The sequence below is a fragment of the Aquincola agrisoli genome (assembly GCF_036621135.1).
In the GTDB taxonomy this organism is placed as follows: domain Bacteria; phylum Pseudomonadota; class Gammaproteobacteria; order Burkholderiales; family Burkholderiaceae_C; genus Aquincola; species Aquincola agrisoli.
The window spans coordinates 181137-193706 of the sequence record NZ_JAZIBG010000056.1 but is presented as its reverse complement, the minus strand read 5'-3'; the positions used below and the strand labels follow the sequence as shown (position 1 = coordinate 193706).

Genomic DNA, 12570 nt, shown 5'->3' with positions numbered 1-12570 from the left:
TCAGCCGCGCCGCGCGGCCTCGATCGCGGCGATGTCGATCTTGCGCATCTGCATCATCGCGTCGAAGGCCCGCTTGGCCGCTGCGCGGTCCGGATCGTTGATCGCCGCAGTGAGCGCGCGCGGGGTGATCTGCCAGGACAGGCCCCACTTGTCCTTGCACCAGCCGCAGGCGCTCTCCTCGCCGCCGTGGCCGACGATCGCATGCCACAACCGGTCGGTTTCGGCCTGGTCGTCGGTGGCGACCTGGAACGAGAAGGCCTCGTTGTGCCGGAACGCCGGGCCGCCGTTGAGGCCCAGGCAGGGGATGCCGAGCACGGTGAACTCCACCGTCAGGACGTCGCCCTCCTGGCCGGCAGGGTAGTCGCCGGGCGCCCGCAGGATCGCGCCGACCGCGCTGTCGGGAAATGTCGCGGCATAAAACTCGGCGGCTTCCTGCGCGGTGCCGTCGTACCAGAGGCAGATGGTGTTCTTGCTGGGCATGTCTTCACTCGATGGGTGCGCCACGCACGCCGCGGGCGGGCCGGATGCACCTGGTGGCAATCGGCGTTCCTGCGCCACAGGTCAGCGGCCGGCGGCGCCGCGCGGCGGGGGCGCGGCCGGCCCGGCATGGGCCCGCTCGAGCGACGCGATCAGGGCTTCGATGTCGTACGGCTTGCGCAGGATCTCCGCCGAGATGCTGTTCAGGTTCTCTGCATAGCCGGTGGTGACGACCACGGGCAGCCCGGGCCGTTCGGCGGCGCACCACCGGACCAGGTCGAGGCCGTTGAGCTTGCCCGGCATCACCACGTCGGTGAAGAGCACATCGAACTGCTCCCCGCCGCGCAGCACGGCCATCGCCTCGTCGGCCGTCGTGCACAGGCGCACCGCGTAGCCCTCGGCCTCGAGCGCGCCGGTCGTCACCGAGGCGATCAGCGCATCGTCCTCCACCACCAGCAGGTGCAGCGCCGAATGCAACGGCGCTCCGCTGGGAGACGGCGCGGGCGCCGCCGCGCCGCAGGCCGCGACGGGCAGGAACAGGCACACGCGCGTGCCCGCGCCCAGTTCGCTGCTGAGCGTGATGTCGCCGCCCGACTGCCGGGCGAAGGCGTGCACTTGCGCGAGGCCGATGCCGCTGCCCGAGCCCACCGGCTTGGTGGTGAAGTAGGGCTCGAAGGCCCGCGTGCGCACCTCCTCGCTCATGCCGGCGCCGTCGTCCGCCACCTCCAGGCGGACGAAGCGGCCCTCGCCGAGGTGTTGCGTCTCTTCAGGAGCGGCCTGCCGGGCGCCGATGGTGATGCGGCCGCCCGACGGCAACGCGTCCCGTGCGTTGAAGACCAGGTTGAGCAGGGCCATCTCGAGCTGGACCGGGTCGGCGTGCACGTCCGGCAGGCCGGGTTCCAGCGACGCGGACAGCACGATGCTGCTGCCCACCGCCGTGCGGGTCAGCTCGTGGCCCTTGAGCACGACGTCCGCGAGGTTGACGGCCGTGGGCAGCAGCGTCTGCACGCGGCCGAAGGTCATCAACTGCTTGACGAGGTCGCTGGCCTTCGAGGTGGCGCGCACCGCTCCTTCGAGCACCCGCCGATCGCGCTCGTGCGCAATGCTCCGGCCAAGCACGTGATGGGCCGTCTTGATGGTCTGCAGCAGGTTGTTGAAGTCGTGCGCGACACCGGCGGTCAGGCGCCCTATCGCCTCCAGCTTCTGTCCCTGCAGGAGCCTGGTCTGCGCCTCCTGCGCCTGCTGCACGGCCTCGAGCACGCGCCGCTCCAGGACCTGGTTGGCCTCGCTGGCCTTCATGCCGGCGGCATGGAGGGTCTCGCCCACTTCGTCCACCTCCGACAGCCCGGTGTTCAACCGCTCCGGCACCCGGTTGTCGCCGAGCAGCGCCGCGGAGGTCCGCAGGGCGTCGACCGTGTGGCTGATCCGCCGGGCACCCAGCAGCGCCAGGCCCAGGCCGATGACCAGTAGCACCGCCGCCGCGGCCACCGCCTTGGCGGAGGCGCGCTGCGCTGCGGCGTCGAGCTCGGTCATGGGCACCGAGACGACGACCGACCAGCCGTAGGCGCTGCGCGGTGTCAGGTACGTCATCGACGGCACGCCGTCCAGCGTCGTCGAGGCGGCGAAGCCCGTGCCGTTGCGCAGGATCCGCTGTTGGAAGCCGGGCGATGCCGACACGCCGAACCACTTCTCGGGATCCCGGCTGCGCGCCATGATCACCTGCTCGTTGTCGACCACGACGACCAGCCCACGGAAGGGCGGCGGCGTGGCATCGAGGATCTGCTGGAGCACCGCGGGCTCGAACGACACCCCCACGTTGTAGCGCTGCGGCGAGGCGCCGGGGATCGGCACGAAGATGGTGATGACAGGCTTGCGTGCCACGGGCCCCTGCTGCACGAACATGACGTGCGGCTCGCGCTGCGTCAGCGGCGCCGGCTTGACGCGCGGGACGGGGTCGAAGGGCAGGGGAGCGCGCGTGTTGACGAGGTGCCGGTCCGCCTCCGCCAGCAAGGCCCAGTCGGAGGTGCCCTGGGTGGCGTTCCGTGCCTCTTCGTGGAACTGGGCGAAGTCGCCGTCGCGCGCGGCGTTCGATGCGGCCAGCGCCCGGGCCAGGATGACCCGCTTGTCCAGCTCCCGCTCGACGACGGTGCTGACCGCGAGCCCGAACTGCTCGACCTGCTCGAGCGTCGCCGCCGCCTGCTCCTCGTGGGTGTACCAGGCGAGCAGCCCGAACCCGGCTGCGGCGGGGAGCCACACGGCGAAAACCAGTGTCAGCAGGCGTAGGCGGATGCTCATCCTCACGCGAGCATAGCGAAGACCTGCCACCGCCCGGCTCGATCGCGGAGCGCCGGCGCCGCGCGATGCGAACGTCGGACAATCGCCGGATGCCCCCCATCGAACCGTCCCTGATCGTCCTTGCGCTCGTCGTCCTCGCCGTCCTCCAATTGGTCCTGCTGGCGGTGCTGCTGGCCCGCAGCCGCGCCCCGGCCGACCCGGCGCCGCTGCTGGAGGAACTCGCCCGGCAGGGCCGCGCCGACGGCCAGCGGCTCGAGCGCGAGCTGCGCGACGAGGTCGCCCGCAGCAGCAGCGGCACCCGGCAGGAGCTGGCGCGAGAACTCGGCGGCACGCGGCAGGAACTGGCGCAGACGCTGGCCACGTTCCAGCAGACGCTGCTTGCGCAGTCCGGCGACGTGGCGCGCACGCAGAACGAGCAGATGGACACCTTCCGCGCCCAGCTCGGTGCGCTGCAGCAGGGCTTGAACGCCGCGCTGCTGGCTGGCCGTGAAGCGCAGGACGCTGCGCTGCGCCGCTTCGGCGACACGCTGGGCGAGCAGCTCCGGGCCCTGTCCGACGCCAACGACAAGCGGCTGTCCGAGGTGCGCCTGACCGTGGAAGCCAAGCTCACCGCCATCCAGGGCGACAACGAGAAGAAGCTCGAGCAGATGCGCGCCACGGTCGACGAGAAGCTGCACGCCACGCTCGAACAGCGCCTGGGCGAAAGCTTCAAGCAGGTGGCCGAGCGGCTGGAGCAGGTGCACAAGGGCCTGGGCGAGATGCAGACGCTGGCGCGCGACGTGGGCTCGCTCAATCGCGTGCTCACCAACGTGAAGACGCGCGGCATCTTCGGCGAGGTGCAGCTCGCCGGCCTGCTGGAGCAGGTGTTCACGCCCGACCAGTACGCGACCAACGTCGAGACCCTCGTGGGCACCGGCGCACGGGTGGAGTTCGCGATCCGCCTGCCCGGCCGCCGCGACGACGGCGCACCGCTGTGGCTGCCGATCGACGCCAAGTTCCCGCGGGAGGACTACGAGCGCCTGCTCGAGGCGCAGGAGCGGGCCGATCCGGTGGCGGTGGAGGTGGCGGCCAAGGCCATCGAGATGCAGCTGCGCAAGGAGGCACGCACCATCCGCGAGAAATACGTGGCGCCGCCCCACACCACCGACTTCGGCATCCTCTTCGTGCCCACCGAGGGCCTCTATGCGGAGGCGTTGCGCCGGCCCGGGCTGGTCGAGTCGCTGCAGCGCGAGCACAAGGTGATGCTGGCCGGCCCCACCACGCTGCTGGCCACGCTCAGCAGCCTGCAGATGGGTTTTCGCACGCTGGCGCTGGAGAAGCGCTCGGCCGAGGTGTGGGAGGTGCTGGGCGCGGTGAAGACCGAGTTTGCCAAGTTCGGCGACGTGCTGGCCAAGACCAAGAAGAAGCTCGACGAGGCCAGCAACACCATCGACCAGGCCGCGGTGCGCACCCGCGCGATGGCGCGTCAGCTCAAGACGGTGGAGGCGCTGCCCGAAGCGCGCGCGCAGCAGTTGCTGCCCGGCGCGCTGGACCTCGAGGAAGCCGAGCCGGCGCCGGATGCCTGAGGCGACTGCCAGCGGCCCCGCGGCCGCCGCCACCGACGGGGTGTCCATCCAGCGCCTGCTGGCCGCGTTGATCGCGGGCCAGATCGGCCTGCACAGCGCGATGGCCGGCATCCGCCTCGCTGCCCCGCTCCAGGTGCTGCACGAGGGCCAGAGCGTGGCCGGGGTCGGTGCGCTGATGGCGCTCTTCGCGCTGGCGCCGGTGCTGCTGGCGCTGCAGGCGGGCCGCATGGCCGACCGGCGCGGCTACCACCCGCCGATGCACATCGCGGTGGCGATGACGGCCCTTGGTGCGCTGCTGGCCGTGGCCTCCACCTGGCTGGACGCCGGGCCGCGCTTCGCGGTGCTGTGCGTGGCCGCCGTGCTGGGCGGCGGCGGCGCCAACATCGGGCTCATCACCATCCAGCGCACCGCGGGCCGCAGCGCACGCAGCACGGTCGAGCGCATGCGCGTGTTCAGCTGGCTGGGGCTGGCGCCCGCGCTGTCGAACGTGGTGGGCGCGACCTCGGCCGGCCTGCTGATCGACGCGGTGGGCTTCCGGGGCGCCTACGTCTTCCTGTTGCTGCTGCCGCTGGCTGCCGGGCTGTGTGCGCGCTACGTTCCGCGCGAGGTGCCCGAGCCGCCCGCCGCCGTGCCGGGCCGCCGTCGCACGGCGTGGGACTTGCTGGCCACGCCCGGCATGCGCAGCCTGCTGGTGGTGAACTGGCTGATGTCGGCCTGCTGGGACGTGCACAGCTTCGCGGTGCCCGTCCTCGGCCACGAGCGCGGCTTCAGCGCCTCGGTGATCGGGCTGATCCTGGGCGTGTTCCCGCTCGCGGTGACGGGGGTCCGGCTGCTGATCCCGCTGCTCGCGGCACGGCTGCAGGCCGCCCAGGTGCTCAGGGGCGCGATGCTGTGCACGGCGCTGATGTTCGCGGTCTACCCGCTGGTCAGCTCGCCCTGGCTGATGGGCGGCTGCGCGGTGCTGCTGGGCCTGGCGCTGGGCTCGGTGCAGCCGATGATCATGTCGACGCTGCACCACCTGACGCCGCACGACCGGCACGGCGAGGCGATCGCGCTGCGCTCGATGACCATCAATGCCGCCAGCACGCTGATGCCGCTGCTGTTCGGCGCGGCCGGCGCCGCGATGGGGGTGGCGCCGGTGTTCTGGGTGATGGGCGCGGCGGTGGCAGCGGGCTCGCAGATCACGCGCCGCCTGCGCGGCTTGGGCTAGAAGCGGATGCCCGACGCCGCGGGCGGCACCGCCTCGGCCGGCGTGGGCGAATCAGCCGGTGCAGAAGCCGCCGCGGCCGGCGGTGCCACCGGCCTCACCTCGGCCAGGGGCAGGGGGGGCGGCGCGCGGTAACTCGCCGGCAGGCGTGCGTCGCGCGGGTAGCCTGCCACGTCGAGGTACTCGTTCCACGCATCGGGCGCGAAGCCGCGCAGCAGCTGCCCCCCGATGGCCAGCGCGGGCGCTTCGGGCGCGCCCACCACGCGCTGCCACGCCTCGCGGTCGGCATCGGTGCTGGCCAGCCGCTCGCGGAACGGCACGCCGCGCTGGCGCAGGAACTCGCGGCCGCGCTCACACGGCACGCAGTCGGTCGCCGCGAACAGCGTCACCGGGAAGCGCGACGCCGCCGTGCGCAAGGGCAGCGGCAGGGCTGCGGTGGTGTCGTCGAGCAGCACCGTGCCGGCCTTGTCGTTGACCGCCGTCACGCGACCAGGGCCGCTGGTGATGGGGCGGTCGGTGTAGGTGATGCGGCCGTCGGGCTCGACGATCTTGTAGAGCGCCGCGGCGGGGGCCTGGGCGTGGGCGTACCCGGCGAGCAGCGTGGCGGCGGCGAAGCCGCATGCCGTGCACAGGCGGAGCGCCGGGTGGGGCGGTCGGCCGGGCCTGCGTGGCGGGCCGCCGCGGTCGTGATCGGACGGGGGCTTCAGGCGGTAGGTCATGGCGGCGTACCCGGTGGAGTGCTGCATTTCGAAGCGACCATACAACAACCATGCCGGCAGGCGCCGCAAGCGACGGCGCGGGGCCTGCCGCGCCGCCGGCCCGCCTGGCCCGGCGTCAGGCCATGCCCTGGTGGCGCAGCAGCGCGTCGATCGTCGGCGCGCGGCCGCGGAAGGCCTTGAAGCTCTCCATCGCCGGCCGGCTGCCGCCGACCTCGAGCACCTCGCGCCGCAGGCGCCGCCCGGTCTCGACGTCGAGCACGCCGTTCTCCTCGAAGGCGCTCCAGGCATCCGCCGACAGCACCTCGGCCCACTTGTAGCTGTAGTAGCCCGCGGCATAACCGCCCGCGAAGATGTGCGAGAAGGTGTGCTGCGAACGGTTGAACGGCGTCGCCTCCAGCACGGCCACTTCCTGGCGGACTTCGTCGAGCACCTGCTGCACACGCGTCGCGGCGGACGGCTCGTGGTGCAGCCGCATGTCGAACAGCGCGAACTCGATCTGCCGCAGCGTCGCCATGCCGCTCTGGAAGTTCTTCGCCGCGATCATCTTGTCGAACAGCGCGCGCGGCAGCGGCGCGCCGGTGTCGATGTGGGCGGTGAGCTGCTGCAGCACCTCCCACTCCCACGCGAAGTTCTCCATGAACTGGCTCGGCAGCTCCACGGCATCCCACTCGACGCCGGACAGGCCCGACACGCCGATGTCGGCCACCTGCGTCAGCATCAGGTGCAACCCGTGGCCGAACTCGTGGAACAGGGTGATGACGTCGTCGTGCGTCAGCAACGCCGGCTTGCCGGGCTGCGGCGGCGGGAAATTGCAGACCAGGTGCGCGACCGGCGTCTGCAGCCCGCCCTCGGGCCGGGCCCAGCGCACGCGCACGTCGTCCATCCAGGCGCCGCCCTGCTTGCCCTGGCGTGCATACGGGTCGAGGTAGAACTGCGCGAGCAGCGCACCCTGGCGCTCCACGCGGAAGAAGCGCACGTGTTCGTGCCAGACCGGCGCGGTGTCGGAGCGGATCTGCACCTCGAACACCGTCTCGACGATGCGGAACAGGCCGTCGAGCACCTTGGGCTCGGTGAAGTACTGCTTCACCTCGTTGTCGCTGAACGCGTAGCGCGCCTGCTTCAGCCGCTCGCCGGCGAAGGCCGTGTCCCAGGGCTTGAGATCCGGCAGGCCGAGTTCGTCGGCGGCGAACTGCCGCAGCTCGGCCAGGTCGCGCTCGGCGAACGGGCGGGCGCGGCGTGCCAGGTCGTTCAGGAAGCCGGAGACCTCGGCCGGCGACGCCGCCATCTTGGGCACCAGCGAGACGTCGGCATAGCTGCCGTAGCCCAGCAGCTTCGCCTCCTCCTGGCGCAGCTGCAGCAGCTCGGTCATCACGGCGGTGTTGTCGCGTTCCGGCGGGCCGAACTCGCTGGCGCGCGTGACATAGGCGGTGTAGAGCTTCTCGCGCAGGCTGCGGTCGGTGGCGTACTGCATGACCGGGAAGTAGCTCGGGAACTGCAGCGTGATCTTGTGGCCTTCGCGTCCTTCGGCCTGCGCGGCGTTGCGGGCGGCTTCGCGCACGTCGGCCGGCACGCCGGCCATTTCCTCGTCGGTCGCGTAGTAGCTGAACGCATCGGTGGCGTCGAGCACGTGCTCGCGGTACTGCTGGCTGAGCTCCGACAGCCGCTCCTGGATCTTCGCGAAGCGCTGCTTGGCCTCGCCCTGCAGTTCGGCGCCGGACAGCACGAAGTTGCGCATCGCATTGGCCAGCGCCTTGCGCCGCGGCGCGCTGAGGGCGGCCGCGGCAGGGGCCTGCGCGATCGCCTTGTACTTGGCGTACAGCCGCTCGTCGGCGCCCAGGCGGGTGTAGAACTCGCTGATCTTGGGCAGGCTCTCGGTGTACGCGGCACGCAGCGCGGGCGTGTCCATCACGTGGTTGAGGTGCGCGACGGCGCCCCAGCTGGTGCCCAGCCGTTCGGTCGCGACGTCGAGCACGGCCGAGATGGCGTCGTAGTCGGGCGGCACCTCGTCGCTGACCGCACGCTCCAGCGCCGCCGAGGCGTCGGCGAGCAGGTGCTCCACCGCCGGGGCGACGTGCTCGGGCGCGATCGTGTCGAAGGCCGGCAGGTGGCCGGTCTGCAGCAGGGGATTGGTCGGGAGATCGGTCATCGCGGGTCCTCGCGGTAGGGCGCTGTCAGCGGGCGGCCGCCGCGCGGGCCGCTTCGAGCGTGTTGACGAGCAGCATCGCGATCGTCATCGGGCCGACGCCGCCGGGCACGGGCGTGAGGTGGCCGGCGACTTCCTTGACGGACGCGAAGTCCACGTCGCCGCACAGCTTGCCCTGCTCATTGCGGTTGATGCCCACGTCGATCACGATGGCGCCCGGCTTGACCATGTCGGCGGTCAGCGTGTTGCGGCGGCCCACGGCCGCCACCACGATGTCGGCCTGCCGCGTGTGCACGGCCAGGTCGGGCGTTCCACTGTGGCAGATGGTGACGGTGGCGTTGGCCTGCAAGAGCAGCAGGGCCATCGGCTTGCCCACGGTGTTGCTGCGGCCGATGACCACGGCGTGCTTGCCCTTGAGGCTGACGCCGGTGCTCTCGATCAGCTTCATGCAGCCGAAGGGCGTGGCCGGGCGCAGGCCGGGCAGGCCGCTCATCAGCTCGCCGGCGCTTTGCACCGAGAAACCGTCGACGTCCTTCTCGGTGGCGATGGCCTCGATGACCTTGTGCGGATCGAGGTGCTTCGGCAGCGGCATCTGCACCAGGATGCCGTGGATCGCCGGGTCGGCGTTCAGCGCGGCGATGCGGGCGAGCAGGTCGGCCTCGGCCATGTCGGCGGGGTACTGCTCCAGCACCGAATGCAGGCCGTGTTCACGGCAGGCCTTGACCTTGTTGCGCACGTAGACGGCGCTGGCCGGGTCCTCGCCGACCAGGATGACGGCGAGCCCGGGCTGGGCCCCCTGGGCGGTCAGCGCGGCGGCTTCGCGCGCGACCTGGCTGCGGATCTGATGGGAGAGGGCGGTGCCGTCGATGATCTGTGCGGTCATGAAACGTGGTCCGGAAGGCAAAAAGGCCGCTTCAGCAGCGGCCTCGTGGAGGGGCGATCGGGTCGCCGCGGCGGCGCGCGGCGGTGCTGCGTCAGGTCTTGGAATGGGCGCCGAGCGCGATCTTCAGCAGATCGGCCACGGTGTTGGCGTTGAGCTTTTCCATGATGTTGGCGCGGTGCGCCTCCACCGTCTTGATGCTGATGCCCAGGTCGTCCGCGATCTGCTTGTTCAGGCGGCCGGCGACGATGCGCTCGAGCACCTGCGCCTCGCGCGTGGTCAGGCGCGACAGCAGCGCATCGCGGCTCGCCTGCTCCTGGTGCTGCGAGAACGCGGAGCGGGCGGAATCGAGCATGCGCTCGACCAGGCCCAGCAGCTCGTCTTCCTTGAAGGGCTTCTCGATGAAGTCCATCGCGCCCTTCTTCATCGTGGTGACGGCCATCGGCACGTCGCCGTGGCCGGTGATGAAGACGATGGGCAGGGGCGAACGGCGCTCGACCAGGCGGTCCTGCAGTTCGAGGCCGCTCATGCCGTCCATGCGGATGTCCGCGATCAGGCAGGCGACCTCGCGCGGCTCGAAGCGCGAGAGGAACGATTCGGCCGAGTCGAAGCACTTGACCCGGTAGTCCTTGCCCTCCAGCAGCCACTGCAGCGAATCGCGCACGGCCTCGTCATCGTCGACGACATACACGGTACCTTTCTTGGGGATCAGACTCATGAGGCGACGGTGTTGTTGGCTGGGGCCGGGGAAGGCGCCGAAGGCGGGAATTCGCCGCGGGCGAGGGTGATGTCCACCGGCAGCGTGAAGGAGAACCTGCAGCCGACGATGGCCTCTCCATTGTAAAGGTTCTGCGCCTTGATCCGGCCCCTGTGGGACTCGATGATCGAGCGGCACAAGCCCAGTCCGATGCCCAGTCCGTCGGCCTTGGTGGAGAAGAAGGCCTCGTACATCCGCGACAGCACTTCCTCCTTCATGCCGGGGCCCATGTCGGTGATGCTGAACTCGATCACGCCGCCCTCGTCGGGCGTGTGGCGCGGCACCACGCGCAGCTCGATGTGGCGGCGCTGGGGCGGCATCTGCGCGACGTCGATCGCCTCGGCCGCGTTCTTCACCAGGTTGAGCACCACCTGCTCGATCAGGATGGGGTCGCACATCAGCGGCGGCAGCCGCTGGGCGACGTAGGTGTGCAGCGAGACGTTGCGCCGCCGCAGCTCGATGTTGGCCAGTTCGACCGCCTCCTCGACGATGGTCTTGGCCTCGGAGCGCTGCCGCTGCGGTTCGCTGCGCTTCACGAACGAGCGGATGCGGTGGATGATCTGCCCGGCGCGCTGCGCCTGCTTGGAGGTCTTCTCGAGCGCGGCGATCAAATCGTCCTTGCCGATGGCGTCGTTCTTCACCCGCGAGACCATGCCGTTGCAGTAGTTGGCGATGGCCGTCAGGGGCTGGTTGAGTTCGTGCGCCACCGACGACGCCATCTCGCCCATCGTCACCAGGCGGCTGGTGACCTGGGCCTTCTCCGCCTGGCGCGATGCCTGTTCCTCGGCCCGCCGGCGGGCCGTGATGTCGGTGGCGATGAGCATCTGCGCGAGGCGCCCGTCCGTCCACTGCAGGTAGCGCGAGCGCACATCGAACCACTTGCCGAGCGGCTCGACGTAGACCTCGCGCGGGTCGGAGCCGGCTTCGGTCAGTTCCTCGGTGGGCAGGCCCGAGAAGCTGTCGACCATGTCGTCCTGGTCGGCGCGGAAGGGCAGGGCGGCGTTCGGCCCCGCCAGCATGTCGTGGCCGTGCGCCTCGGCCCCGAACCAAAGGCGGTACGAGCGGTTGGCGAACAGCAGCTCGCTCTGCTGCACCGACAGCACCGACACCGCGGCGTCCAGCCCCTCGAGCACCGTGGTGAAGCGCTCGTGGGAGGCCGAAAGCTGGTCGCGGATGCGCTTGGCCTCGGTGATGTTGGTCATCGAGGTCATCCAGCCCGTCTGGTGGCCCTTGGAGTCGATCAGCGGCGAGACGTACATGCGCGCGTCGAACAGCGTGCCGTCCTTGCGGATGACCTTCACCTCGATGCCGCCGGCCGGGCTGCGGCCCTGCAACTCCTGCTGCAGCAGGCGCATGTTCTCGTCGATCATGGTCGGCGGCCAGTGGGGGAAGGGCGGGCGCGCGCCAATCAGGTCGGCTTCGGAGAAGCCCGTCATCGCGCAGAAGGCCGGGTTGACGTAGGTGATGCGGCCCTCGAGGTCGAGCGCCCGCATCCCGGTGAGCATGGAGTTCTCCATCGCGCGCCGGAAGTTGGTCTCCTGCACCAGCGCCGACTGGATCTGCCCGCGCCGCCGCATGTGGCGCCAGGTGGCGAGCAGCATCCAGACCGTCAGCCCCGACAGGGCCACCACCATCCAGAACAACGTGTTGCTGATCAGGCCGATCGAGGTGCGCCAGCCCTGGCCGCGCACGATCAGGCCGTTGGCGGTGGGCGTGAGCGGTGCGTCGTGCACGATGGCCGCCCGGTGGATCAGCTGGCCGGGCGAGGCGGGTTCACTGGTCGCGACCTCGCGGGCGAGGTCGTCGAGCACGGCGATCGTGTGGCGGCTGGACACGACGTCCGGCACGGTCAGCCGTAGCAGGGTCGCGACCGAATACTCCGCCAGGACGACGCCGGCGAAGCGGCTGCCCTCGAACAGCGGCACCTGCAGCTGGAACACCGGCGCCGTGACGACGTTCGGGAACGCGCGTGAATACACCGGCTGGCGCAGGTCGCGGGCCGCCACGAAGGCGCGCTCCGGTTCGCTCGCGCGCCCGAGGCCGGGCATCGACGGGTCGAGCGTCGGGTTGGTCTCCATCGGGTAGCCGGAGACCGAGTGGCTCGCCCTGCGCTCCCGGTCGGCGGCGAGCCAGGTGATCTGCGTGATCTCGGGGCGCTCGCGCGCGAGCGAGGCGGCTTCCTCGATGAAGTCGACGGCGTCCGTCGGGCGGCGGGTCATCTGGCCGGCCAGGCGGATCAGCTGTTCCTGGCTCTCGATCAACCGCAGCCGCATCTGCTGCTGGACGATCTCGGTGTCGCGTTTGACCGACTCGATCTCGCGCTCGATCTCCTCGTTGCGCAGGTACCAGAACGCCGAGATGATGGCTGCGAGGAAGAGCAGGACCGAGACGAGCGGGCCGATGGTGACGAAGCGGTCCTGCCGCGCAGGCGACTGGCGGCGCCACCAGCGGTTCAGGAGCCGCTGGCCCCGGCTGAAGGAGGTGTTGCCGGAAGCAAAGAGGTCATGGCGCGGCTGCATTGCCGGAT

The 12570-nt window shown here is 70.9% G+C and carries 9 protein-coding genes; 2 read left to right on the top strand and 7 right to left on the bottom strand.

The annotated features are described in order from the left end of the window. Both V4F39_RS25980 and V4F39_RS25975 read right to left on the bottom strand, forming a co-directional pair. Positions 1-480, bottom strand: coding sequence for a VOC family protein (locus V4F39_RS25980; protein WP_332293147.1), 480 nt, complete (start codon positions 478-480; stop codon positions 1-3). Between the two features lie 81 nt (positions 481-561). Continuing rightward, positions 562-2772 carry an ATP-binding protein gene (locus V4F39_RS25975; protein ID WP_332293146.1) on the bottom strand — a complete coding sequence of 737 codons (2211 nt, stop codon included), beginning with the start codon at positions 2770-2772 and terminating at the stop codon, positions 562-564. A gap of 89 nt (positions 2773-2861) precedes the next feature. Between V4F39_RS25975 and V4F39_RS25970 the strand changes: the two genes are divergently transcribed. Both V4F39_RS25970 and V4F39_RS25965 read left to right on the top strand, forming a co-directional pair. Then, positions 2862-4337 (top strand): DNA recombination protein RmuC, encoded by a 1476-nt coding sequence (locus V4F39_RS25970; protein ID WP_332293145.1) that lies wholly within the window; start codon positions 2862-2864, stop codon positions 4335-4337. Next, positions 4330-5547 (top strand): MFS transporter, encoded by a 1218-nt coding sequence (locus tag V4F39_RS25965; protein WP_332293144.1) that lies wholly within the window; start codon positions 4330-4332, stop codon positions 5545-5547. The genes V4F39_RS25970 and V4F39_RS25965 overlap by 8 nt, the downstream gene beginning before the upstream one ends. Here the strand turns inward: V4F39_RS25965 and V4F39_RS25960 are convergent. The 5 genes from V4F39_RS25960 to V4F39_RS25940 form a co-directional block, all read right to left on the bottom strand. Continuing rightward, on the bottom strand, positions 5544-6263 hold the full coding sequence (locus tag V4F39_RS25960; protein WP_332293143.1) for a glutaredoxin family protein: 720 nt from the start codon (positions 6261-6263) through the stop codon (positions 5544-5546). The genes V4F39_RS25965 and V4F39_RS25960 overlap by 4 nt on opposite strands. Positions 6264-6378: 115 nt before the next feature. After that, entirely contained in the window at positions 6379-8409 is a 2031-nt protein-coding gene (locus V4F39_RS25955; protein WP_332293142.1) for a M3 family metallopeptidase, read from the bottom strand. Positions 8410-8434: 25 nt separating this feature from the next. After that, positions 8435-9289, bottom strand: a complete 855-nt coding sequence (gene folD, locus V4F39_RS25950) for a bifunctional methylenetetrahydrofolate dehydrogenase/methenyltetrahydrofolate cyclohydrolase FolD (protein WP_332293141.1) — start codon at positions 9287-9289, stop codon at positions 8435-8437. Between the two features lie 91 nt (positions 9290-9380). Continuing rightward, positions 9381-10004, bottom strand: coding sequence for a response regulator transcription factor (locus V4F39_RS25945; RefSeq protein ID WP_332293140.1), 624 nt, complete (start codon positions 10002-10004; stop codon positions 9381-9383). Continuing rightward, entirely contained in the window at positions 10001-12562 is a 2562-nt protein-coding gene (locus V4F39_RS25940) for a PAS domain-containing sensor histidine kinase (RefSeq protein ID WP_332293139.1), read from the bottom strand. Before V4F39_RS25940 ends, V4F39_RS25945 begins: the two co-directional genes overlap by 4 nt. Positions 12563-12570 lie beyond the last annotated feature (8 nt).

Coding starts and splice junctions, on each gene's coding strand:
- V4F39_RS25980 (WP_332293147.1), bottom strand. CDS start 480: ATGCCCAGCAAGAACACCATCTGCCTCTGGTACGACGGCACCGCGCAG.
- V4F39_RS25975 (WP_332293146.1), bottom strand. CDS start 2,772: ATGAGCATCCGCCTACGCCTGCTGACACTGGTTTTCGCCGTGTGGCTC.
- V4F39_RS25970 (WP_332293145.1), top strand. CDS start 2,862: ATGCCCCCCATCGAACCGTCCCTGATCGTCCTTGCGCTCGTCGTCCTC.
- V4F39_RS25965 (WP_332293144.1), top strand. CDS start 4,330: ATGCCTGAGGCGACTGCCAGCGGCCCCGCGGCCGCCGCCACCGACGGG.
- V4F39_RS25960 (WP_332293143.1), bottom strand. CDS start 6,263: ATGACCTACCGCCTGAAGCCCCCGTCCGATCACGACCGCGGCGGCCCG.
- V4F39_RS25955 (WP_332293142.1), bottom strand. CDS start 8,409: ATGACCGATCTCCCGACCAATCCCCTGCTGCAGACCGGCCACCTGCCG.
- folD (WP_332293141.1), bottom strand. CDS start 9,289: ATGACCGCACAGATCATCGACGGCACCGCCCTCTCCCATCAGATCCGC.
- V4F39_RS25945 (WP_332293140.1), bottom strand. CDS start 10,004: ATGAGTCTGATCCCCAAGAAAGGTACCGTGTATGTCGTCGACGATGAC.
- V4F39_RS25940 (WP_332293139.1), bottom strand. CDS start 12,562: ATGCAGCCGCGCCATGACCTCTTTGCTTCCGGCAACACCTCCTTCAGC.